20 protein-coding genes and 3 pseudogenes are annotated in these 23,233 nt (G+C 70.2%); 14 read left to right on the plus strand and 9 right to left on the minus strand.

Annotated elements, in window-relative coordinates; all coding sequences use genetic code 11:
- Window positions 1-211 precede the first annotated feature (211 nt).
- From ACWEVS_RS30020 to ACWEVS_RS30040, 5 genes and pseudogenes are all read left to right on the plus strand, one after another.
- Window positions 212-658 (plus strand): annotated as a pseudogene (locus ACWEVS_RS30020) (nitrate reductase subunit alpha); the annotation flags it as partial.
- A pseudogene (narY, locus tag ACWEVS_RS30025) lies at window positions 604-786 on the plus strand (nitrate reductase subunit beta); the annotation flags it as partial. The pseudogenes ACWEVS_RS30020 and narY, both read left to right, overlap by 55 nt.
- Entirely contained in the window at window positions 783-1,385 is a 603-nt protein-coding gene (narJ, locus tag ACWEVS_RS30030; protein WP_452554223.1) for a nitrate reductase molybdenum cofactor assembly chaperone, read from the plus strand. The pseudogene narY and the gene narJ, both read left to right, overlap by 4 nt.
- A complete protein-coding gene (gene narI, locus ACWEVS_RS30035; RefSeq protein ID WP_452554224.1) occupies window positions 1,382-2,086 on the plus strand; it encodes a respiratory nitrate reductase subunit gamma in 705 nt (234 codons plus the stop codon). The genes narJ and narI overlap by 4 nt, the downstream gene beginning before the upstream one ends.
- A gap of 189 nt (window positions 2,087-2,275) precedes the next feature.
- The gene (locus ACWEVS_RS30040) at window positions 2,276-3,235 is read left to right on the plus strand and encodes an Acg family FMN-binding oxidoreductase (RefSeq protein ID WP_449923683.1); all 960 of its coding nucleotides are present in this window, start codon (window positions 2,276-2,278) and stop codon (window positions 3,233-3,235) included.
- A 229-nt stretch (window positions 3,236-3,464) separates the two neighbouring features.
- Here the strand turns inward: ACWEVS_RS30040 and ACWEVS_RS30045 are convergent, their stop codons facing one another.
- Window positions 3,465-3,938 (minus strand): pyridoxamine 5'-phosphate oxidase family protein, encoded by a 474-nt coding sequence (locus ACWEVS_RS30045; protein WP_452416180.1) that lies wholly within the window; start codon window positions 3,936-3,938, stop codon window positions 3,465-3,467.
- 157 nt (window positions 3,939-4,095) lie between these two features.
- Here ACWEVS_RS30045 and ACWEVS_RS30050 point away from each other — a divergent pair.
- Window positions 4,096-4,701 (plus strand): annotated as a pseudogene (locus ACWEVS_RS30050) (GAP family protein); the annotation flags it as partial.
- Between the two features lie 154 nt (window positions 4,702-4,855).
- Window positions 4,856-5,203: a Tn3 family transposase gene (locus ACWEVS_RS30055; RefSeq protein WP_452554254.1), complete on the plus strand. Its 348-nt coding sequence runs from the start codon at window positions 4,856-4,858 to the stop codon at window positions 5,201-5,203.
- Window positions 5,204-5,265: 62 nt separating this feature from the next.
- Here the strand turns inward: ACWEVS_RS30055 and ACWEVS_RS30060 are convergent, their stop codons facing one another.
- The gene (locus tag ACWEVS_RS30060; protein ID WP_452554225.1) at window positions 5,266-6,450 is read right to left on the minus strand and encodes an MFS transporter; all 1,185 of its coding nucleotides are present in this window, start codon (window positions 6,448-6,450) and stop codon (window positions 5,266-5,268) included.
- A gap of 129 nt (window positions 6,451-6,579) precedes the next feature.
- Here ACWEVS_RS30060 and ACWEVS_RS30065 point away from each other — a divergent pair, with 129 nt between their 5' ends.
- Window positions 6,580-6,930 carry an ArsR/SmtB family transcription factor gene (locus tag ACWEVS_RS30065; RefSeq protein WP_452416175.1) on the plus strand — a complete coding sequence of 117 codons (351 nt, stop codon included), beginning with the start codon at window positions 6,580-6,582 and terminating at the stop codon, window positions 6,928-6,930.
- A gap of 526 nt (window positions 6,931-7,456) precedes the next feature.
- On the opposite strand, the gene ACWEVS_RS30070 is transcribed toward ACWEVS_RS30065, so the two are convergent.
- The 5 genes from ACWEVS_RS30070 to ACWEVS_RS30090 all read right to left on the minus strand — a co-directional run bounded on the left by ACWEVS_RS30070 (window position 7,457) and on the right by ACWEVS_RS30090 (window position 12,179).
- The gene (locus ACWEVS_RS30070) at window positions 7,457-8,116 is read right to left on the minus strand and encodes an adenylate kinase family protein (RefSeq protein ID WP_354917726.1); all 660 of its coding nucleotides are present in this window, start codon (window positions 8,114-8,116) and stop codon (window positions 7,457-7,459) included.
- A 79-nt stretch (window positions 8,117-8,195) separates the two neighbouring features.
- Window positions 8,196-8,843 carry a response regulator gene (locus ACWEVS_RS30075; protein ID WP_449923673.1) on the minus strand — a complete coding sequence of 216 codons (648 nt, stop codon included), beginning with the start codon at window positions 8,841-8,843 and terminating at the stop codon, window positions 8,196-8,198.
- A gap of 257 nt (window positions 8,844-9,100) precedes the next feature.
- Window positions 9,101-10,318, minus strand: coding sequence for an MFS transporter (locus ACWEVS_RS30080; RefSeq protein WP_452554226.1), 1,218 nt, complete (start codon window positions 10,316-10,318; stop codon window positions 9,101-9,103).
- A complete protein-coding gene (locus tag ACWEVS_RS30085) occupies window positions 10,299-10,850 on the minus strand; it encodes an ArsR/SmtB family transcription factor (RefSeq protein WP_354917734.1) in 552 nt (183 codons plus the stop codon). The genes ACWEVS_RS30080 and ACWEVS_RS30085 overlap by 20 nt, the downstream gene beginning before the upstream one ends.
- Before the next feature lie 747 nt (window positions 10,851-11,597).
- Window positions 11,598-12,179 (minus strand): TetR/AcrR family transcriptional regulator, encoded by a 582-nt coding sequence (locus ACWEVS_RS30090; protein WP_449923664.1) that lies wholly within the window; start codon window positions 12,177-12,179, stop codon window positions 11,598-11,600.
- Window positions 12,180-12,283: 104 nt separating this feature from the next.
- On the opposite strand from ACWEVS_RS30090, the gene ACWEVS_RS30095 reads away from it, so the two are divergent.
- The 6 genes from ACWEVS_RS30095 (at window position 12,284) to ACWEVS_RS30120 (ending at window position 21,916) form a co-directional block, all read left to right on the plus strand.
- Window positions 12,284-13,066 (plus strand): SDR family NAD(P)-dependent oxidoreductase, encoded by a 783-nt coding sequence (locus ACWEVS_RS30095; RefSeq protein WP_452554227.1) that lies wholly within the window; start codon window positions 12,284-12,286, stop codon window positions 13,064-13,066.
- 338 nt (window positions 13,067-13,404) lie between these two features.
- Entirely contained in the window at window positions 13,405-14,277 is an 873-nt protein-coding gene (gene sigJ / locus ACWEVS_RS30100) for an RNA polymerase sigma factor SigJ (RefSeq protein ID WP_452554228.1), read from the plus strand.
- 69 nt (window positions 14,278-14,346) lie between these two features.
- On the plus strand, window positions 14,347-15,501 hold the full coding sequence (locus ACWEVS_RS30105; protein ID WP_449923655.1) for an NAD(P)/FAD-dependent oxidoreductase: 1,155 nt from the start codon (window positions 14,347-14,349) through the stop codon (window positions 15,499-15,501).
- 904 nt (window positions 15,502-16,405) lie between these two features.
- The gene (locus ACWEVS_RS30110) at window positions 16,406-19,078 is read left to right on the plus strand and encodes a hypothetical protein (RefSeq protein ID WP_452554229.1); all 2,673 of its coding nucleotides are present in this window, start codon (window positions 16,406-16,408) and stop codon (window positions 19,076-19,078) included.
- Between the two features lie 876 nt (window positions 19,079-19,954).
- On the plus strand, window positions 19,955-20,929 hold the full coding sequence (locus ACWEVS_RS30115) for a CapA family protein (protein ID WP_452554230.1): 975 nt from the start codon (window positions 19,955-19,957) through the stop codon (window positions 20,927-20,929).
- Window positions 20,930-20,998: 69 nt separating this feature from the next.
- Window positions 20,999-21,916, plus strand: coding sequence for an SPFH domain-containing protein (locus tag ACWEVS_RS30120; protein ID WP_449923644.1), 918 nt, complete (start codon window positions 20,999-21,001; stop codon window positions 21,914-21,916).
- Between the two features lie 38 nt (window positions 21,917-21,954).
- On the opposite strand, the gene ACWEVS_RS30125 is transcribed toward ACWEVS_RS30120, so the two are convergent.
- Both ACWEVS_RS30125 and ACWEVS_RS30130 read right to left on the minus strand, forming a co-directional pair.
- A complete protein-coding gene (locus ACWEVS_RS30125; RefSeq protein ID WP_452554255.1) occupies window positions 21,955-22,620 on the minus strand; it encodes a response regulator in 666 nt (221 codons plus the stop codon).
- On the minus strand, window positions 22,617-23,183 hold the full coding sequence (locus ACWEVS_RS30130) for a sensor histidine kinase (protein ID WP_452554231.1): 567 nt from the start codon (window positions 23,181-23,183) through the stop codon (window positions 22,617-22,619). The genes ACWEVS_RS30125 and ACWEVS_RS30130 overlap by 4 nt, the downstream gene beginning before the upstream one ends.
- Window positions 23,184-23,233: the final 50 nt, after the last annotated feature.

Genomic DNA, 23,233 nt, shown 5'->3' on the forward strand with positions numbered 1-23,233 from the left:
AAGACCCTTACCGGGGGCAGTGCGCGCCGTGGATTCTGGCCATGGGACCTGAAGGCGAGGGCAGGAGCATGACGTCCGATTCCTCTGCGGCGACGCCGACCACGGCCCAGCGGGTGACGGCTCTCACGCGGGCGTTCGCGGTGAACCGCCGGGCCCGGGCGCGGCCGACCCCGACCGGACGGCTGGAGCCGGTTCGGCGGGAGAGCGCGGCATGACGATGGACGCCCTGCTCAGGCTGGCCACCCACCTGCGGCCGGGGAAGGTGTCGACCGACGGCCGGAGCCTGCACCTGGTCGGCGGGCGCGAAGGCGACGTGTTCTACCGCGACCGGTGGAGCCACGACAAGGTGGTGCGCTCCACTCACGGCGTGAACTGCACCGGCTCCTGCTCGTGGAAGGTGTACGTCCAGGACGGCATCATCACCTGGGAGGCGCAGCAGACCGACTACCCCAGCGTGGGCGGCGACCGGCCGGAGTACGAGCCGCGCGGCTGCCCGCGCGGAGCGGCCTTCTCCTGGTACACCTATTCGCCGACCCGGGTCCGCTACCCGTACGCCCGCGGCGTCCTGGTCGCCATGTACGGCGAGGCCCGGCGCGGCGGTCTGGACCCGGTTGCCGCCTGGGCGGAGGTCACCACGGACCCGGAGAGCCCGACCCGGTCGCGGTGGAGAACTTCCACGCCCTGCGCAGCCGCCAGACCAGCGACCTGCGCGGCCGCGTGAACCTCCTCAACTGGGACGGCACCGGCCTGCCCGACGGACTCTTCCCACCCAAGAAGGACTCATGACCGAAAACCACGTACGCACCGTCCACCTGGTGGCCTCCGTCCTGCTCGGCTACCCGGACGCGAGGCTGTTCGAGGCCGTCCCGTTGCTGCGCAAGGCGGTCGCGACCGTGCCGTCCACGCCGCTGACCGGCTTCCTCGACCACCTCGCGACGGTGCGCCCCCAGGAGCTGGCCGAGCACTACGTGGAGGTGTTCGACTTCAAGCGCCGCTGCTGCCCCTACCTGACGTACTACGCCTACGGCGACACGCGGAAGCGCGGCATGGCCCTGCTCCGCTTCGAGCAGGCCTTCCGGGAGGCGGGGTTCGAGCCGGCCGACGGCGAGCTGCCCGACCACCTGGCCGTGGTGTGCGAGCTGTCGGCGCGAGGCGGCACGGAGCAGGCCGTACGGCTGCTGCGCGAGCATCGCGCCGGGCTGGAGGTGCTGGCCCAGGGGCTGGCGGCGGAGGGCTCGCCGTACGCCCGCGTCGTGGACGCCGTCATCGCCACGCTGCCGCCGCCGACCGCGCGCGACCTGCGCGCCGCCCGCGGCCTGGCCGCCGACGGGCCGCCGGCCGAGGCGGTCGGGCTGGAGCCCTACCCGATCGGAGAACGCCCATGAGCGTCCTGCTCTGGGTCGTGGCACCGTACGTGGCCTTGACGGTGTTCGTCCTGGGTCACGTGTGGCGCTACCGCTACGACACGTTCGGCTGGACGACCCGCTCCTCGCAGCTGTACGAGTCGCGCCTGCTGCGCGTCGGCAGCCCGCTGTTCCACTTCGGCATCCTCGTCGTGCTGCTCGGCCACATCGGGGGCCTGGTGATCCCGAAGAGCTGGACGGCGGCCGTCGGCGTCACCGAGGCGGCCTACCACGTCGCCGCCGTCGGCCTGGGCACGGTCGCGGGCGTGTGCACCCTGGGCGGGCTGGCCATCCTCATCTACCGGCGCCGCACCGTCGGCCCCGTCTTCAGCGCCACCACGCGCAACGACGAGGCCATGTACGCCGTGCTCGCGGTGACGATCGTCCTCGGCCTGGCCGCCACCGTCGCCGCCAACATCCTGGGCGGCGGCTGCGACTACCGCGCCACCGTCTCCCCGTGGTTCCGCTCCATCTTCGTGCTGCGCCCCGACCCGTCGCTGATGGCGGGCGCGCCGCCGCTGTTCCAGTTCCACGCGCTGAGCGCCATGCTGCTGTTCGCCATCTGGCCCTTCACCCGGCTGGTGCACATGCTGACCGCGCCGGTCGGGTACCTGACCCGCCCCTACATCGTCTACCGCAGCAGGCAGGCGCCCGCGCCACGGCGCGGCTGGGAGGCCTCCTGACATGCGGCGCGAGGTGGTGGACCGCTCCCGGCAGGGCAGAGGATCCGGGGGGCGGACGGCCCTGTCCCATCCACGGCATCCCCGCGGCGGCGCACGGGGCCGATGGCACCCCACGATGGGACTTTCGGCCCTCACCCGGCGGTCCGCCGCGTGATGCGCTGGTGGTAATGCGCAGGAGGTGCAACCGCCATGAAGGACAAGGCCATCCACGCGGCGATCGAGGCCGCGACCTGGGCCCCCTCGGTCCACAACACCCAGCCCTGGACCTTCGCGGTGTCCGGGGAGGAGATCAGGGTCCGCGCCGACGTCGAGCGCAAGCTCCGGGTGAGCGACCCGCAGGCCCGCGAGCTGTTCATCAGCTGCGGCGCGGCACTGTTCACCCTGCGCACCGCGCTGCGGGCAGAGGGCTACGAGCCGATCGTGCGGGTGCTGCCCGACCCCGACCGCCCGGCGCTGCTGGCCACCGTACGGCTCGGCTCCCCGCTGACCCCGGACGAGATCACGGGGATCCTGGCCGGCGAGATCAAACGGCGGCGCACCCACCGGGCCGGGTTCACCGACCTGCCGGTTCCCGACCGTCTGATCGAGCGGCTGGTCGGGCAGGCGGCGGCGGAGAAGGCCACGCTGACCCCGATCCGGATGCCCGAAGCGGTCGACGTCGTGGCCGCCCTCACCCAGGCCGCCCAGCGCGTGCAGAGCGGGGACCGGGCCTTCAGCCTGGAGGTGATCCGCTGGGCGCGCCCGCCGGGCAGCTCACGCCGCGACGGCGTGCCCGCCGACGCCTACCCCCGCAAGAGCGGTCAGGAGCGCTTCCCGCAGCGTGACTACGCCCACGGCCACGACTGGGGCACCACCACGGACCAGAGCACGTCGACCTCCACCGGCATCGTGGCGATCATGACGACACCCGGCGACGGCCACCACGACTGGATCGCCACCGGCCAGGCACTGCAGCGGGTGCTGCTGCACGCCTCCGCCTACGGTGTCAGCGCCGCCTTCCACACGCAGGCGCTGGAGATGTACCAGCTGCGCGAGTTCCTGCGGCACGAGCTGTGCTCGGACGAGTACCCACAGATGATCATGCGGCTCGGCATCACCTTCGAGGACAGCCGCGGCGTGCGCCGCCCGCTGTCGGAAGTCCTGGACTGAACGGGACGCAGGCGCACGCGACCGGCAGGCGGGCGCGTGTCCAACGGCGCGCGGCCGACGGCGTCCCGGTAGCGGCGTCCCCGGTAGCGGTGTCCCCGATGGCGTCCCGGTAGCGGGGTCATCGGTGGCGTCCCCGATGGTGTCCCCGGTGGTCGGCGTCCCCGGTGGTCGGCCTCGCCCGCCCCGGGGACATCCCGGGGACATCCCGGGGGAGACGTGGCCGATCGGGCTAGCCGGTCCGGCACTCGGGAGTCTCGAGCCGCTCGTCCGGGGACGCGACGATCGGGCTGGGCCGTCCCGCCGTGATCCGCCGCCCGGAGATGTGCTCGACCCGCACGACGATGAAGTGGTCCCGCTCGCCGAGCGCCCACGGCTCCAGCGGCAGCGCGGCCAGCCGTTCCCGCTCCTCGGGGTCGGAGACGGCGCGCGCGTGGCCGACCGCGGTGACCGACCATCCGGTGCGTTCGCTCACGTCGAACTCGTCGGCCTCGAAGGCGACCACGGCCTGGCGCGTGGCCGCGGCCAGCTTCGACCCGGTCGCGGTGCGAATCACGACGTGCTCGCCGTCCAGGAGGAAATTGACCGGCTGTACGGCCGGCAGTGCCCGGTCGGTGAACACGATCCGGCCGATCGGCACCGAGGCGAGGAGATTCAGGCATTCCCGGCGGGAGAGTACCTGGAGGCCGGAACCGTCGACATGCATGCCAGACAGCCTGCCGTCCGCACACGCGGCCCCGTTAGGGCCGAAAGTCCCGATCTCCTCCGCCGATCGACATCACGGACATATGCCGCCGGCTGCCCCCTCTGGTTACCTCGACAGGGTTTTCACCCGGGGGAAACATCCGCAAGGGAGAGCACTCATGAGTACCGCCCTGCTGCTGTCTCTGGCCGGACTCGCGCTGCTGGACAGCACCAGCATCGGCACCCTGTTCATCCCGGTGTGGTTGCTGCTGGGACCCGGGCGTCCCCGGGCCGGACGCGTCCTGCTGTACCTGGCGACCCTCGCGGCCTTCTACTTCGCCCTCGGCCTGCTCGTCATCGGTGGTGCCGGCTCGGTTGCCGACGCGGTCGGTGCGGCACTGGACAGCCGTGCCGCGCTGTGGGTCCAGCTCGCCGTCGGTGTCGGCCTGTTCGCACTGAGCATTCGCTTCGATCCCCAACGGCGCGCGGGCCGCGACGGGATCACCCGATGGCGAGAACGCGTCACGACAGGTTCTTCCTCATCGGCATGGCTGGCCGGGCTCGCCCTGCTGGCGGCGCTGGCCGAGCTCGCCACGATGCAGCCCTACCTGGGGGCGATCGCCATGCTGGCCACCTCCGATCTCAACGCCGCCGCCGATGCGTTGCTGCTCGCCGGGTATTGCCTGGTCATGGTGCTTCCCGCTGGGGTACTGCTGCTGGCCCGGATGATCGCTGCGGTCCGGATCGAGCCGGTCCCGCATCGGATCACCATCTGGATCACCGACAAGGGCGCCGGTGCCACTGGATGGGTGCTCGCCATAGCGGGATTCCTGGTCGCCCGGGACGCTGCGGCACGCCTGTGTTCGCCCATCTCGAGTGATACGCGTCCCCGCTCGTGGGATGGGGTTGAGCGGTTGACGCCCGCAGCGCATCCGGGAACTGGAAGGAGCGGCGGCCCCAGATCAAGGTCCAGGCCAACCTGCAGGAAGGCCGCCACGCCCTGGCCCGCAAGCTCATCCACCTGGCCGCAACGGGCAGCTCTACCAGAACTACCAGGAGGGCGTGGAGGACCAGATCGGCGCGCTGGGCCTGGTGTCGAACGCGATCGTGCTGTTCGACACCCGCTCCATGGACGCCGCCCTGACCCACCTGCGCACGAGCGGGTTCGAGGCGCGCGAGGAGGATGTGGCCCGCCTGGCGCCGTTCGTGCGGCACCACATCAACCTGATGGGCCGCCAGCTCCCGGAGATGCCCGGCGGGCTCCGCCCGCTCAGTCCCGTGCCGTGAGTAGACGGGTAGCGTTCGAGCCCCGGAACCGGCAACGCTCGTGGCGGGCCCCAGCGGGGGCGTTACGCCTCAGCCTGCTTCGGGGTGGAGGGAGCCGGCTCAGGCGCTGAGGGCGCACGGTGGCGTGCGGTTGTCAGGTGGTAGAGCAGCGCCAAGGTCGTGACACCGGCGGCTGGCAGCCCCAGCGCGGCGGGCGCGATGGCGAACCACTTCTGGGCCAGTCCGCCCAGGCCGCCACCAAGAGCTATCCCGACGTAAATGGCCGAGGAGTTGAGGCCGAGCAGAACCGGTGCTGCGGCCGGATTGAGGGCGATGAGCCGGTGCTGTTGGGGCACGACGATGACGCCCAGGGCCGCGCCCCAGATCGCGGCCCATGCCAGGGTGGACACGAGCGTGGCGGTCGCCACCGAAGTGAGGGCAAGCGCGACGGCGGCGATGGCGATGGGACCGGTCAGCACGTGCGCGGGGTCGTGCCGGTCGACCAGCCGTCCGGCGATGATGTTTCCGGCCAGGACGCCGATTCCCCAGGCCAGCAGGATGACGGTGAGCAGCGACTCGGAGCCGCGGGTCGCATCCTGTAGGGCCGGGCCGATGTAGGTGTAGAGGGTGTAGGCGCCGAGGAAGACCAGCGTGGTGACGGCCAGCAGCGCGAGGACCCGGCCCTGCTTGAGCGGGCGCAGCCGATCGCCCAGTGATGCGGTGGGAAGCGTCACCCTGGGCAGGCCGGCGGCGATCCCGAGGGCCGCGACGAGGCCGATCCCGGCGACGGCCCACATGGTGATGTGCCAGTCGGTACCGCCGATCAGCGTGCCGAGAGGAAGACCCAACGCCGTCGCCAACGTGAGGCCGCCCAACACAAAGGCAAGTGCCCTGCCTCGGCGTTCCGGGGGTGCGATGGCCCCGGCAGTGCTGGAGGCGGCGGAGTTGATCATCCCGGCCCCGACCGCGGTGACGATACGGGCGATCATCACCACCTCGTAACTCGTGCCCAGGGCGGTGACAGCGTTGCCGACCACGAAGACACTCAACGCGATCAGCAGCGCGGACCGCCTGTCCAGTCCACTGGTGAGCGCGCCCATGACGGGCGCCGACAGGGCCATCACCAGGGCGAACGCCGTCACCAACTGCCCAGCGGCCGGAGTGGAGACCTGCAGGTCGGTGGCGATGGCCGGGAGCAGGCCCGCGATGACGTAGCCGTCGGTGCCGACGGCGAAGGTCGCCAGGGCCAGAGGAAGAAGTCGTTTCAACACCGGGTGGTGCCGCCTTTCCAGAGGAACCTCAGAAGTGCCGAGGGGAACCCTAGGCAATACATGGATACTTGTCCATATATCCATGTGTTGGTAGCGTGGCGGGTGTGCTCAACACAGGGGGCGGCGATGCGTGAGGTGTCACAACCGGCGACCGAGGCCATCCGGCTGGTGGAGGTGCTGCGCGCTCTGGCCGATCCGGTACGGCTGGACCTCGTCCTGCGGCTCGACCGGATGGGCGAGGACTTCTGCAACGCGATCGGCGCCGACATCGACGTGCATCAGACGACGCTGTCGCACCACTACCGGGTGCTGCGCGAGGCCGGCGTGACGTGGACGAAGGTGCAGGGCCGATCCCGGCTGGTACGCCTGCGCCGAGAGGACCTCGACGAACTGTTCCCCGGCCTGCTCGACTCCGTACTGAGCGCACAGCGCCGAACACGTGATACCACGACCACCGGCACTATCGAGGCGCCGTAGACCTGCGCTCCCCGGCACCCGTCAAACGAGCCCGCTCCCCGATATCCACTCCCCAGGTCACGCGAGAGCGGTAGCCCTGATGGCCGGGGGCCAAGCCGACTGGTGACCTCTGCGATCCACCGGTAGACGGCGGCGGGCCCGGCCGCGGTCTCGATCATCGTGCCCCCGCCGGGCGCGGGGACCGGCTCAGGCACCTGGAAGGGAAGTCCGGCTTGCCGTAGCCGCTGCAGGATCCGGTGCTCGGCGCCGACCTGCGCGGCGGACGCCGTGCGGTGAAGGGGGGGCCGGACCTGACGGGTAAGTGGGGCCGGCTCACACGGGTAGAACCACGCATTCGGAGTGGAGGGTCAGCGAGCACCGCTCAACCTGCTGTGGGGCCGGGGGACACGTTCGGGAGCGGAGGGCTCTCGTCGCGCGCATCGAACCCGCCGGCGCGGGGGTGGGCCAGGGCGTGTCCATGGAACGGGTCTTCCGGGCCCGCCTTCGCCGGCCGCTGGCGGCCGGCCTCCGGCGTCGGCGAGGCGGCTCAGCCGGAGCCGTCCGGCTCGTACGGCGGAAGGCCCAGACGTGTACGGATCTCCCGCTGCACCGAGACCCGGTCGGGTCTCGCGTCGACCGTGACGACGTACTCCTTGCGGCGGAACAGCGCGAGGACCGGGTCGGTCTTGTCGTGGTAGTCCCGCAGCCGGCCGGCGAGCGCCTCGGGCGTGTCGTCCTCCCGCGTGACGAGCTCGCCGCCGCACACGTCGCACCGGCCGTTCTCCTTCGGGCGGTGGGCGATGAGGTTGTAGTCCATGCCGCAGCGGGCGCACAGGCGGCGGGCCAGCACCCGGCGCCGGACGTCCTCATCAGGCAGATCGAGATGGACGACGCTGTCGATGTCGTAGCTCTCCAGGAAGAACTCGGCCTGCCGCTGGTTGCGGGGGAACCCGTCGACGACGAAGCCGTAGTTCCAGTCGTGCTGCGCCAGCCGGTCGCGCACGACCTTCTCCACCAGGTCGTCGCCGACCAGTTCCCCCGCGGCCATCACGCGCCGGACCATGGCCCCCAGCTTGGTGTGGTTCTGGACGTGCCACCGGAAGATGTCGCCGACACTGATGTGCACCAGGTCGAGGTCCCGGGCGAGCAGGGTGCCCTGCGTGCCCTTGCCGCTGCCCTGGACGCCCATGATGACGTACTTGCGCATACTGCACTCTGACACACGCCGGCGGTTCGCCCGCCGGGCCCCCGCGGGGAACCGCCGAGGGCCCGGACGGGGGCGTTGGTCAGTGCTTCTCCTTGCGGTCCGCCTTGAGGCGGGCGGCGAGGGCCGCCGCCTGGGTACGGCGCTGCATGTCGAGCTTGCCCAGCAGGTTGGAGACGTAGTTCTTGACGGTCTTCTCCGCCAGGTAGAGGCGCTCGCCGATCTGCCGGTTGGTGAGACCCTCGCCGATGAGGTCGAGGATCAGGCGCTCCTGGTCGGTCAGGGCGGCCAGCGGGTCACGGCGGGTGGCCTGGTCGCGCAGGCGGTGCAGCATCGCGGCGGTGGTCTGCGGGTCGAGCAGCGACTGCCCCGAGGCCACCGTGCGGACGGCGCCGACGAGGTCGGAGCCGTGGATCTGCTTGAGCACGTAGCCGGAGGCCCCGGCCATGACCGCGTCGAATAAAGCGTCGTCGTCGGCGTAGGAGGTCAGCATCAGGCACCTCAGGTCGGGCAGGCGGGAGCGCACCTCGCGGCAGACGTCGACACCGTTGCCGTCGGGCAGCCGGACGTCCAGGACGGCCACGTCCGGGTTGAGCGCGGCGATGCGGGCGATGGCCGACTCGGCCGTTCCCGCCTCCCCGATGACCTCGATGTCGTCTTCGGCCTCCAGCAGGGCGGCGACGCCCCGGCGTACCACCTCGTGATCGTCGAGGAGAAACACGCGAATCATGGCTTCGACCCTAGCCCTCCCGCGGTCGGCGTGACTCGGCGGCCTCGGGGCGCGGTCAGGCGCGGTGAGGGCACGGTGTCGGGTGGCGGCGCCGGGGCGCGGTGCTGGGCGCCGGTCGGCGGGTGCGGCGACGGAGTGCGGTGACGAGGTGCGGTGACGGGGCGCGGTCTCGGGGTGCCGATGAGCGGGTGGCGGCAAGGCGTCGCCCGCGGACGCGCGACGGGACACCCACCGGAGGGCGCCCGCCGTAGGGGGCGCTATCCGACCGGCTGGGGCGTGTCCGCGATCGAGGGGACGATCGCGGGGGTGGGCGCGGGGCGGACGAGCACCACCAGGCAGCAGAGCAGGGCGGCGAGGGCGACGACGCCGAGCATCACCCGGTAGTCGAGCAGCCCCACCACCGCGGCGCCGAGGGCGATCGAAAGCGTCTGCGTCAGGTCCGACACCATGCCGATCGCCGCGCCGACCCGGCCCTGCAGGCGGGCGGGCACGTAGAGCTGCTGCGCCGTACCGAGAGCGACGCGGAGCAGCGGTAGTCCGGCGCCCAGGAGGGCAGTGCCCAGCAGGTACACCGGGACCGCTTCGACGAGGCAGAGGCCGACACCCAGCGCCATGACCGCGTAGCCGACGGCGGTGGTGCGCGTCTCGGCCAGCCGGGCGATGAGCCTGCCCGACAGCAGGCCGCCCAGGACCGACCCGGCGCCCTGGACCGCGGTGACGACGCCGAAGAAGGCGGCGGGCCGGCCGAGGCCCTCGATGGCGGCGAAGGTGGCGGTGTCGAGCAGACCGGCTCCGGCGAGGAAGGCGGCGAAGGCCACCGACAGTCGCAGCAGCAGCGGTACGTCGCGCAGGTAGCGGAATCCGGCGGTCACGGCGTTCCAGAAGCCGTCGCCGGCGCGGGCGGGCTCGGGCGGCGATTCGACGACGTCGATGGAGGCGAGTACGAGGAGGGCGACGACGAAGGTGATCGCGTCGACGACGGCGAGCGTGCCACCGCCGAAGGTCAGGTAGATCCACGCGCCGGCGGCCGGTGAAAGAACGCGTAACCCCTCACGGACGGTGATCAGCATGCTTCTGGCCGCGGCCGCGTCGGCGGAGGGCAGCAGGTCCTTCAGCAGCCCGCCGTAGGCCGGTGTGGAGAACAGGACGCCGTAGGCCAGCGCCACCGCGTAGATGATCCAGATGTCGCCCGCCGTGCGCACGAGGAGCAGGGCGGGCACGATGGCCGCCATCGCCGCGTACATGGCCATCAGCAATGGTTTGCGACGGACCCGGTCGACCAGGTGACCGTAGAGAGGGGAGACCAGGCCCGGGGCGGTGATGCACAGGAAGACGATCCCGGCGGCGGCGGCCGAGCCGGTCAGGTCCTTGGCCCAGATGGCCAGGGACAAGAACAGCGCGCTGTCGCCGAAACTCGAGACGGCGTCGCCGAGGAGCAGCCGGCGGAAGCGCGGGTTACGCACCAAGAGGCGCATGGGGGGCTCCGTGGAGGAAGACGCGGGCGGACTCGGCGCCCTCGGGGATCAGCGACGGGTCGGACAGGCGGGCGATGTACGGCTGGAGCAGCCGCATGAAGTCCTTGCCGATGGCGTCGAGCTCCTCGGGGGTCACAGGGACGCTGACGCCGGACGCGAACGCCGCCTCCTGCCAGGCCGGGGGAGCGGAGGACCGGGCCTGGGCCCACGCGGCCATGCGGCCGGCCTCCCGCTCGATGAACACGCGCTCCAGTTCGAGCGCCGCCGGGCCGCCTTCCGCCGCGGACCATGCCTGCTCGTGGTCGGCCAACCGCCACAGGCGTTCCCGCTTGTCCGTCGAGGGGTCGGCCTCGGTGACGTAGCCGTACTTGGCCAGCTGGCGAAGGTGGAAGGAGCAGGACGCCTGGGAGGTTTCCAGGTGCTTGGCGCAGGTGGCGGCCGTCGCGGGGCCGATCCTGCCGAGCAGGTCGATCAGCTCCAGCCGTAGGGGGTGCGCCAGGGCACGCATGGCCCGCGGATCAGTGATGCGCATGTGCCAAAGATATCTTTGGCTTTTCGGAAGTGTCAAAGACTTCTTTGACTGTTGGCGTAGAAATCTACTTTGTAAAGGCGCCGGGTTCGTTCGGCGCGCCGGAGTGACGGAGCGCGAGTCTCGCCTCCGGCCCGGGACGAAGCCGCGGCGAGACGCCGTGGCCCGGTGCGGCGTTCAGGTGAAGGCGGTTCCGGTCTCGGTGAAGGGGCATGACGAGCATCGGAACGAAGGTCCCGCTAAGGCGAGCGTGGGGGCGTGCTTACCGTGACTTTCCGTTCGGAGGTGCTTCGCTGTTGCGTTCGCGAAGGCGCAGCTGTTGTAGGCCGGGGATGTGGTTGGAGAGAGTGCCGACCGAGATGCCGAGCAGCTTGGCGATGGAGGTGACCGGGCGTTCGGGGTCGGACAGCAGGTCGCGGTGGCCTTGAGTGGGTCGGCGTTGACGACGGTGGGGCGCCGGCCGGTGCGGCCTCAGGCTTCGGCGGCGGCCAGGCCCCCTCGTAGGCGCCGGCCACGATGAGTTCGCGGATGAATTCGGCCTGGGCGGCGAAGACGTGGAAGACGAGGCAGCCGCCGGGGGTGGTGGTGTCGAGCTTTTCGCGGAGGCTGGTGAAGTCGATTTCGCGGCGGCATCGGGCTTGGCCGGTGGAACGGGGCCGGACGGTTCGAGCGGGCTGTTGGTGGTCGGCGCCGCGCAGTCGTGACGCCCACGCCGTCCTGTCCGATGACGGCGTGGGCTGGGGCGCCCGGTCAGGCGCCCAGGCCGTTGAGCAGGGTGTCGACGAGCCGTGTGGTGAGGGCGTCGGCGTCGATCTCGGTGGCGCCGCGATCCTGGGTCACCTCGTGGATGAGGGCGTAGTAGCAGCGGCGTGCCCATTCGATGTCGACGTCGGCGCGCAGGAGCCCCTCCGCCCTCGCCCGGCGCAAGAGCCGGTCGCACTTGTCCAGGACGTCCGCGTGGACGCGCGCGATCTCGGGATCGGACGACGCGGCGGCCCGGTTCATCGCGTAGCCCCAGCCGATCTTCACACGTAGGACATTCGCGGTCACCCGGTGGAGGACGACCAGCGGTGGCGCCGTCTCGGACGTCGCGGTGTCCACGGCCTCGGCGAACTGCGCGGTCGCCCAGGCGGTCAGCGCCTGCACCAGCTCCTCGCGTGTGGTGAAACGGCGGTGCACGGTGGTGCGGGCGACGCCCGCCGCCTCGGCGATCTGCTCCATCGTGGCCGCGGGGTTCGCCGAGAGCGCGCGTTCGGCGCCCGCCAGGATCGCGCGCACCGTCCGTTCGGCGTCCGCGCGCAGAGGTTTGGCGTGCACTGGCTGCTTCGTCACATGAAAACACTACAGGAGGGTAGCCGCTCACCCTCGACTTGCAACATTTGTGTTGCGACTAATACTGTAGCCGCATCATCAATGGCGCAGCGATGGGAGATCTCATGGACATGCTGCTGAACGGCAAGGCCGCGGTGGTGACCGGGGCGAGCCGGGGCATCGGGCTGGCGACAGTGACGGCGCTGGTAGGCGAGGGGATGAAGGTGGTCGCGGCGGCCCGGACCGCCACGCCGGAGCTGAAGGAGACCGGGGCGATCATCGTGCAGGTCGACCTGGCCGCCGCGGACGGGCCGCGGACCCTGGTCGAGGCCGCGCTGGCGGAGCTGGGCGAGCTCGATGTGCTCGTCAACAACGTCGGCGGAGGCGACGGCGGAGCGGTCGGCGGGTTCCTTTCCTTCGATGACCAGGCGTGGGAGGAGATCTACAACCTGAACCTCTTCGCCGCCGTGCGTACGACGCGCGCCGCGCTGCCCAGCCTGGTACGGCAGCGCGGCGCCATCGTCAACGTCTCGTCCAACGGGGCGCGGATGCCGCACGCCGGGCCAGTCCCGTACACCACCGCGAAGGCGGCGTTGACGGCGTTCGGCAAGGCACTGGCCGAGGAGTTCGGGCCGCAGGGCGTGCGCGTCAACACGGTGTCGCCCGGCCCGGTCCGTACAGCCATGTGGGAGGACCCGAACGGGTACGGCGCCGCGCTTGCCACCTCGATGAGCCTGGAGAGGGAGCAGCTGGTCGCCGGCCTGCCCGCGGCCATGGGGATGACCACCGGTAGGCTCGTGGAACCGGCCGAGGTCGGGACCCTTATCGCCTACCTGGCCTCGCCGCTCGCGGGCAGCACCACCGGCGCCGACCACATCATCGACGGCGGCTCAGTCAAGACCGCCTAATACCCCAGTGATTGCGCTGGTAGTGGCAGCGTCGGGCGGTGGCCTGGTGACGGCGGCGCCGGTCTGACCAGCGCAGAATGTCCGTGATGGAGCGGTGCCCGGTCAGCACGAGCACGGTCGGCAGTCGCATCCCGCCGCCCGCCGAGGCGCCCGCGGATCACCTTCCTGGGGCCGGGTCCCCTTTCGCGCTTGCCCCGGTCCGCCCCAGACCGCTCGACGCCTCCGCTGATCTCGCCCTGGACGCCATCGCCAATCTCGCCCCCGCGCTTGGGGTGGTCGGGGGTGGTTTGCCTAGGATCGGAGGCCGATCACTGATCCGGAGGGGGCAGGAGGCCGAGGTGGAGCTGACCGGCGTGCTGGGGGAGGCTGACTGGGAATCGCACCGTTCCGCTGTCTTCGGGGCGGCCTACCGGATTCTCGGCACCGTGGCCGAGGCCGACGACGTGACGCAGGAGGTCTGGTTGCGCGCCGTCGCCGCCGACCTGTCCGAGGTTCGGGACCTGCGGGCCTGGCTGGTGACCCTGGCCGCCCGTACGTCCTACAACATGCTGAAGTCGGCGCGCGTCCGGCGCGAGTCCTATGTCGGGCCCTGGCTGCCCGAACCGCTGCTGACCGGGCCCGACGCCGCCGCTCAGGTGCTCATGGACGAGTCGGTGAGCACCGCGATGCTGGTGGTCATGGAGAGGCTCACCCCCGCCGAACGGGTCGCGCTGGTGCTGCACGACGTCTTCGACTTCCCGTTCGCCCGGATCGCCGAGGTGCTCGGCGGCACGCCCGCCGCCAGCCGCAAGCTCGCCTCCCGCGCGCGGGCGCGGGTCGCCGCGGTCCGGGAGCGCCCCCAGGCGTCCAAGGCCGAGACCGAACGCGTGCTCAAGGCGTTCAAGGCGGCCGCCGACGCGGGTGACATGGCGGGGCTCGTCGCGCTGCTGGACCCCGAGGTCGTCTATGTCGCCGACGGCGGCGGCAAGGTGACCGCGGCGCGCAGGCCGGTCCGGGGCGCGGAGCGGATCGCCCTGCTGGCGGTCAGGCAGATCGAGCTCAGGCGGCCCGACGCGTTCCAGATCATCGAGGTGAACGGTCACCCGGCCCTGGCGACCTATCGTGGTGGCGAGCTGGTCTGGCTGGACACCGTGGAGATCGCCGACGGGCGGATCACGGCGTTCAGAAGACTGGTCAATCCCGAGAAGTTCGCCCACATCGGTCACATCTGAACCCGCAATCTTGTCTCCCTGCCGACCGACCCCCCGATCCTCGGGGGGCGAGGCTGAGAGGAAGACACAGTGGCGCACGTTGTGATCATCGGAGGCGGTTTCGCGGGCGTGTGGAGCGCGGCGGGAGCGGCGCTGGCGCGCGGAGAGGCGGAGCTGCGCATCACGCTCATCGCGCCGAACGACCACCTGGTGCTGCGGCCGCGCCTGTACGAGCCGGAGCCGGACCTGGCCAAGGTTGAGCTCGGCAGGATCCTCGAGCCGATCGGCGTCGAGCACCTGCGAGCCTCGGTGAGCAGGATCGACACCGACCGCCGCGTGGTGGTGGCCGACGGCCAGGAGGTCGGCTACGACCGCCTGGTGCTGGCGGCGGGCAGCAAGCTCGTCCAGCCGCAGGGCCTGCCCGGCGCTGAACGGCTCTTCGACATCGACACCCTGGACGGGGCGCGGCGGCTCACCGACCATCTGCGCGACCGCGAGCACTACTCCGCCGTGGTCGTCGGCGCCGGGTTCGTCGGGCTGGAGGCCGCGACCGAACTGGCCGCCCGGGGCCGGGTGCTGCTGGTGGACCAGGCGCAGGTGGTCGGGGACCAGCTCGGCCCGGGCCCGCGCGAGGAGATCGAGGCAGCGCTGGACCGTGTGGGCGTCGAACGCCGCCTCGGGACGACGGTGACGGAGGTAGGGGACGGATACGCCGTCCTGTCCGACGGCACCAAGGTCGAGGCGGACGCGGTGGTCTGGTCCGTGGGGGTCAGGGCCAGCGAGCTCACCAGCCAGATCTCCGACGACCTCGACCACCTCGGCCGGGTGCCGGTGGACCGGCGGCTGCGCGCCCTTCCCGAGGTGTTCGTCGCCGGGGACACGGCCGCGGCGCCGTTCGACGCCGAGCACACGGTCATGCAGGCCTGCCAGCACGCCACCCCGCTCGGCAAGGTCGCCGGGTACAACGCGGCGGCCGACCTGCTCGACCTGCCGCTGCGCGACTTCACCCCCGGCCCGTACGTCACCTGCCTGGACCTGGGCGGTGCCGGGGCCATCTTCACCCGGGGCTGGGACCGCAGGGTGATGGCCTCGGGCGCCGAAGCCAAGGAGGTCAAGAAGCGGATCAACCACCACATCCACCCGCCGGTCGACGACGCCCCGAAGATCCTCGCCGCCGCCGACCGCGTCTACGTTGAGCTCCCCTTCTTCCCCCGAGACGAGGACGAGACCGCCCCAACCGCATAACGATCTCCGGCCGTCCGCGCAGCGCACGTCCGGGATTCGCCGCGGCGCCGACCGAGCGGCCCCATGAAACGCTGGAAATATGAGCGGTGGGGCCGCTCGGCTGCCCACGTCATGGCCGTCCTGCGCGAGTGTGGAAACCAGGTCGTGTCGCTGGCCTGAGCTGATCGGGCGGGGGAGATTCCGGCCGTAGGCGACCAGCAGGGGTCCTGAGCGGCGCTGATCACGGGCGCCGGTGTCCAAGGACCAGTCGGGGGCGTCATCCCGGTCGACATGTGCGCTGCTGACCTCGCGCACGCGTCGATGCCGATCATGAGAAGCATGCCGGCCAGGTGGGCGCTGAAGGGGCGATACAAAGCGACGAGCTCGGGGCTGAGGAGCCGGCGGACAGCGGTTATCGATGAGAACGATCTTGCTGGGCATCGCTCCGTCGCCTTCCCACGGCCGGTGCCACCTGTTCGCGTTCCATCAAGGCGTGGTCGTGGTCGGCGAGTGTCGCCTGCGGGTCGATCGCCGGGCTGCTGCACCGGTGGTGGCCGGATGAGGCCACGAGATGGCGATGTTTACGGCTGTCTGGTCCCGAGGCTGACGGGGCAGGGGGTGGCAGAGCCGATGGTCTCCTCCTGGCGGCCAGGTCAAAGGTTGGGTGCTTCCGACCCGGACCTGCGGCGTCGCGCCGAGACAGGAAAGCGGTGCCGGCGCCGTCGATCGTGGCGAAGGGGGAAGCCAAGGCGAAGGCACGAGGGGTAAGAGGTGGCCCGCAATTGAAAGGTGAGCCCACTCTGTTTGTTTCGGTCCAACCCGACAGGGCGTGATCTCTTTTTGCTTATTGTGAGCATCAATGTGCTCTTTTAGCGTCATCGGCGTGGGCCCGCGGGGCCCGGCCGGGAGGCGAACAATGGCGTTCATGCGGGCCAAGACCACAGGGTTCACCGGGATCATCCCGACACGGGAAGCCCCGTGGAGGGCGATGTTCCTGCGGGGCGAGCGGGTCGCGCAGATCAGCGAGACAGGGCTGGTGTGGGAGGGTCCGCTGACGGATGTCCACCAGGGGTGTCTGACACTGCCCGAGCCGTACGCCAGCTGCAGCGAGGCGGCGCTCGACCTCGAGGTGCCGTCCTCCAGCACGCGAATGGTGTTCATCGCCGGCGACCGGTGCCTGGACTGGGAATGGACCGTCGGACAGAAGTACGAGGGGCCGGTCACCGGCCTGCCGGACTTCGGGCCCTACCTCCCGGCCGAATACCGCAGCGACATCGACGTCGCGATGCAGGTGCCGGGCGTACCGTACAAGACCCTCCTGATCAAGGGCGAGCGGTGCGCGCTGATCGTCTGGGGGCGGGGCGTCGAGTACGAAGGACCTCTGTACCAACGAGGTGAGGCGGGATGGGCGAAGCTACCCGCGCAGATGAGAGGCGACTTCGACGACGCCCTGATGCTGTATGCCGGAGGCAACAACCGGACCGTGTTCATCAAGGGCGACCAGGCGATGGACTTCCACTGGATCGACGGGCCCACGAAGATCGGCCCGTGGGCGCAGGTCCTGCCGGGGCTCGGCGCCTTACCCGCCCCCTACCAGACTCCTCGGCTGCCGGCCGCCGGGCGTTTCTCCGGCACGGCCGACGATGAGCGAATCGATCTCCGCGTCGACCTGACAGGCCCGGTGCCGGTGATCTCCGGTGACACGTTCGGGGTCCCGGACGGCGCCTACATCAACTCCTTCGTCCTGGAGGGCAGCCAGCCCGTCACGCTGCCCGCCACCATCACCGGCACCGCGAAGTTCGCCGAATCCACCCAGATGCCGAAGATCTCGGTGGTCGTGGACAAGCTCGCCCCCGGCGGCACCGCCACCCTCACCCGCAGCACGGCCGACGGAACGCAGACCACCACCTACACCTGCGCCTACGTCTCCCGGTTCCTGCGCACCATCGACTGGGAAGTCGACGCCATGGCGGGCACCCAACCGGCCCCCGAGTACTTCACCGGCACTCATCCCCGCCCGCCGGGTCTGGACAAGAAGATCGCCACCGTCCAGTCGGTCTACGCCGAGGTCGGGATCGAGCTGCGCACGTCCGGCACCGTCGTCAATGAGGTCGCCGTCGCCGGGGCGGGCGCGGACCTGAGGTGGGACGATGCCGAGCTGCATGCCGCGATGGTCAGCAACTTCAGCGGCCACCGCGACAGCGAGCAGTGGAAGCTGTGGAGCTTCATCGCCACCCGCCACGTCGACAAAGACGCCACCCAGGGCGTCATGTTCGACCGCGAAGGATCTCCCCGCCAAGGGATGGCGGTGTTCCACACCGAGATGGCCATGCAGCAGGTGGCCGGAACCCGCACGGAGCTTCACACCTGGGTGCACGAGATCGGCCACGCCTTCAACCTGGTGCACAGCTGGGATAAGGCCACCACCGCCGTTCCCCCGCAGCCGCTCGGTCCGCGCAACGGTTACGGCGACCTGTCGTGGATGAACTACGAGCATCTGTACCAGGGGCCGAACGGAGAGAAGGGCGAGGCCGCCTTCTGGGAGGCCTTCACCCACCAGTTCACCGCCAATGAGCTGCGGCATCTGCGCCACGGCTTCTACCGCAACGTCGTCATGGGCGGCTTGGGCTTGAAGGTCGGTGTCGGTGCCGCCTATCGCGCTGCTCCGAAGGAGTTCGACCTGCCACCGGCCAGCCGGTCCGGGCTGCGGCTGGAGCTGTTCGGACGCGACACCTTCTCCCACGGCGAACCCGTCGTCACCGAGATCAAGCTGTCCCTGGACGGCAGCACCCCCCGAGCCGACGCCTTCCCCAACCTCAGCCCCCGCGGCGACAACCTGACCATCCTGGTCACCGACCCGGCCGGAGCCATCCGCCCCTTCCGGCCCATCGCCCGCCACTGCGGCAACCCCGACCGCCGCGTCACCCTCGACGCCCGAACCCCCGCCCTCTACGACAGCGCCTACCTCGGCTACGGGGCCGACGGCCTCACCTTCACCCAGCCCGGCACCTACCGGCTGCGCGCCCTGTGCAAGGCCCCCGACGGCTCCACCGTCACCTCACCCGAGCACACCATCCAGATCAGCCCGCCGGCCAGCGAACAGGACCGGCGCGCGGGCGACCTGCTGATCGGCTCCCAGCAGGGCACCCTGCTGGCCTTCCTGGGCTCCGACGCCCCCCAGTTGGCCGACGGCAACGCCGCCCTGGACCAGCTCATCGCCACCCACCCCGACCACCCGCTCGCGGTCTACGCGCTCATGGTCAAGGGCACCAACGCCGGACGCCACTTCCTGACCCTCGGCAAGAACGGCATCGAGGTGCGGCCTGCCGACACCACCACCAGCATCGAACAGCTCGGCGCGGTCGTGGAGACCACCCTCGACACCGGCACCGACGCCGGGGTCGACAACATCACCCTCAACGCCACCATGCGCCGCCTGGCCCGCGTGCACGCCCGCGCCCACGACCTCAAACAGGCCGACGCCGTCCTGGACCAGCTCGTCGACACCTTCCGCGACAAGCACGTCCCGCCGCCGGTCCTGGCCACCATCGCCGAACAAGTCGAAGCCACCCGCACCGAACTCCACGACCAGGCCTGACACCACGCCCCCGCCGACCGCTGCCGCTGATGGTGACTCACCATCAGCGGCAGCGGTGAAGGAACACCTCTCCGCCCGGCCGGTCATCACCCAAGGCTGGTCAAGTCGCTGGGCAACGCCGTAGGGGTGCTGGCCGACGCGGATGCCCTGGGTGGGGCTGCGGAAGATCCTGCGTTGCTTGCGTGTACGCGAACAACGATCGTGCCGCGACCAGGAAGTTGGAACGACGTGATCACATCTTGCCTGCGCTGATCTTCAGGCCATGCTCGGCGAGCATCCGCTGAAGCTCGCCGGCCTTTCAGATGCCGCGGTTGGCGGCCGCCAAGCGGAGGTTTCACCTCAGCTTGTGAACGCAGCAGGTGCGGCATCGCCTCGTTGATTCCTCGGCAAGCCGCCGCAGGCATTCGATCGCGCATACATGATCGTCCCCGAGGTGAGCCTCTCCGACCAGGCGTCGTGCCTGGTCAGGGGTAGGGGAGAGGCATCTCAAACCGCTCCTATGGCTGACGTAGCGACCTCGATCGCCTTCCGGCGATCTCTTGGACGGTGGACGTCCACACCCGGCTCCATCGGTGTTGACGCCTGTCGTCTGCAGGTGAGGCGGCTCGGCAAAGGCCGGCCGGTGTTGTCCGGAGTGCCTGCCGGAGTCGGCTGGGAGGAACACGCCATCGAGGGCGCGGTGTGGACGAAGCCGCGATCCCGAAGGATGATCTTCGGTTTCTGTAATAAATCTACTTTGTAAAGGCGCCCGGCTGGGCGGCTTTTAGCCGCCCCTCATTCAAGGACTGAAGACTCATCGACAAACAAGGCCGAGGCGGCTCGGCAGAAATCGGCGGCCCAGGTCGACATCCTGCTGAGCCGGGGTAGCTGACAGGTATGTCCGTCACACTCGCGCTGGCGGGTGACACGATGCTCGGGCGTGGCGTCGCCACGTTGCTGGAGAGCACGACCGATCCTGCCGCCTATCTTTCTCGCGGCGTGCGCGACCATCTGGCCGAGGCTGACCTGTTCCTTCTCAACCTCGAGTGTTGTGTGTCGGCGCGGGGCAGCAGGTGGGCGCAGGCGGGCAAGCCGTTCCATTTCCGGGCACCGCCTCAGGCGGCTGATCTGCTGGCGGAGTTGGGGGTCGGTTGTGTGACGCTCGCCAACAATCACGCGCTGGACTACGGCTACGACGCGTTGCTCGACACGCTGGACCATCTGCACCGGGTGGGTATCCAGGCGGTGGGCGCGGGTGCGGACGAGGCTCAGGCGCGGCGGCCGGCGGTGCTGGTGGCCGGTGGGTTGCGGGTCGGGGTGGTGGGGGTGACCGATCATCCGGCGGACTTCGCGGCGCGGGCCGACCGGCCTGGTGTGGCTTATGTCGATCTGCTGCATCGGGTGCCGGTGTGGTTGACGGAGACGGTGGCGGCGATGCGGTGCGGTATGCCGGTGGATGTGGTGCTGGTGACTCCGCATTGGGGGCCGAACATGACGGTGCGGCCGTTGCCGTATGTGCGGGCGGCGGCTGAGGCGTTGGTGGCGTCGGGGGCGACGTTGGTGGCGGGTCATTCCGCTCATGTCGTTCATGGGGTGGCGTTGCCGGTGCTGTTTGATCTAGGGGACTTCCTGGATGACTATGCGGTCGATCCTGATCTGCGTAACGATCTGTCGTTGTTGTTCCTGGTGAGCTTCGATGGTTCGCGGGTGGTGGGGTTGCGGGCCGTACCGATCAAGTTGGAGTACGGCAGGACGGTTCTGGCGCGGGGGTCGGAGTGTGCGTGGATCTGTGAGCGGTTCGTGGGTGCGTGCGCGGATCTGGGCACGGAGGCTCGTGTGGAGGAGGGTGTGCTGGTGGTGGGAACCCCGTGATTTCTTGACGATGTCGTGGGGTTTTCCGTACGTGGCCCGGACCTAGCCTTGAACGGGGGGGATAGGCCCATGATCAACGAAGTCGTGCTGGCGCTCGTGGCCCTCTGCGGTGTCGGGGTGGTGCTGAGCGGCATCAGGATCGTCAATCAGGTGGAGCGTGGCGTGGTCTTCCGGTTCGGCCAGGCCCAGAAGCGTATTCGCCAGCCGGGGTTCAACCTGCTCATTCCGATCGCGGATCGGATGAGGAAGGTGAACGTGCAGATCGTCACGATGCCGGTGCCGACGCAGGAGGGCATCACTCGTGACAACATCTCGGTTCAGGTCGATGCGGTGGCGTACTTCCGGGTTCAGGATCCGCTGCGGGCGGCTGTGGAGGTGCAGAACTATCTGTTCGCGGTGGAGCAGGTGGCGCAGACCTCGTTGCGGTCGATCATCGGCAAGAGCGAGTTGGATGATCTGCTGTCCAACCGTGAGGAGCTGAACAAGGGTCTGGCGCTGATGATCGACAGTCCGGCGCTGGGCTGGGGCATCCACATCGATCGGGTGGAGATCAAGGATGTGCAGTTGCCTGAGTCCATGAAGCGTTCGGTGGCTCGGCAGGCAGAGGCGGAGCGGGAGCGGCGGGCTCGGGTGATCACCGCGGAGGGTGAGTTCCAGGCTGCGCGCAAGCTGGCCGACGCTTCGGCGATCATGTCGGAGACTCCGGGTGCGTTGCAGCTTCGGTTGCTGCAGACGGTGGTGGAGGTCGCGGCGGAGAAGTCTTCCACGCTGGTCATGCCGTTGCCGGTGGAGCTGTTGCGTTACTTCGACCGTCTGGCGGGCGTGGGGGAGCAGGCGGGCGAGCGCGGCGCGGAGGTGCCGAAGCAGCGGCCGGTTGCCCGGCGGGAGGAGTTGCCTGATCCGGCGACGCTTGAGCTGGCGTCGGCGGACGAGGTGGTGCGCGAGAGCTTCGTTCGTGGTGCCGGCGAGGAGGTCGAGCGGCGTTAGGCCCAGCGGCGCCAGAGGAGGTCGAGCGGCGTTAGGTCTCAACGGCGCCAGTGGCCCGGGTGGACGAGGCCGGACTCGTAGGCGCAGATGACCGCCTGGATCCGGTCGCGCAGGCCGAGCTTGGACAGCACGTTGCTGACGTGGGTCTTGACGGTGTGCTCGCTGACCGTCAGGGCCGCGGCTATCTCGGGGTTGGACAGCCCCTGGCCGAGCAGGGCGAGGGTTTCTCGTTCCCTGGTGGTCAGGGTGTCCATTCCTGGTATCGCGATCGGTGGGCGGGCGTCACGGCGGACCAGGTCGTCGATCAGCTTTCTGGTCACTACGGGGGCCAGCAGGGATTCCCCGGCCATCACAACCCGGACGGCGTGCACGAGGTCGTCGCGCCGTACGTCCTTGAGGAGGAAGCCGCTGGCTCCGGCGTGCAGGGCTTCGTAGACGTATTCGTCCTGGTCGAAGACGGTCAGGATGACGACCTTGGTGCGGGTCTCGGCGCAGATGGTCCTGGCGGCCTGGATGCCGTCCATGACGGGCATGTGGATGTCGAGCAGGGCGATGTCGGGTGCGTGTGCGCGGACCGCCGCGACGGCTTGGGCGCCGTCGCCGGCCTCGGCGACGACTGTGATGTCCGGCTGGGTGTCGAGGATCAGGGCGAAGCCGCTGCGCATGAGTTCATGGTCGTCGGCGACCACGACGCGGATCGTCACGATGCGGCTCCTGTCAGGTGCACCGTGACGGCGAAGCCGTGCCCGTCCGGTCCGGGGCTGAAGGTCGCCGACCCGCCGCATGCCGCGGCCCGCTCGCGGATGCCGATCAGTCCGTGACCTGAGCCGCCGGTGTGGCCGCGGCCGTCGTCGGTGATGGCGATCATGAGCGTGTCGTGTCTCCAGTTCAGTTCGACGGTCACCGCGGTCGCCTTGGCGTGCTTGACGGCGTTGGTGAGCGACTCCTGCACGATCCGGTAGGCGGCGGCCTCCACGTCGGCGGGTAGGGGGCGTGGTGTGCCGTGGATGGTCAGTGTGGTGCGTTGCCCGGCCCGGTCCACGCTGTGCACGAGTGCTTCGATGCGGGCCACGGTCGGCGGGGCGCCGGGTGAGGATGTGCCGAGCAGGCCGAGGAGGCGGCGTAGTTGGTCCATCGCCTCGCGTCCGGTCGCGGCGATGGCGTCGAAGGCGGCTTCGGCCCGTGTCGGGTCGGGACGTATGGCCAGGGGTCCGGCTTCTGCCTGCACGACGATCAGGCTGATGGCGTGGCCGAGGACGTCGTGCATGTCCCGGGCGATCGCCGCGCGCTCCCGCTCGACGGCTCGCTCCGCTTCGC

This window comes from Nonomuraea sp. NPDC003754 (assembly GCF_053605785.1).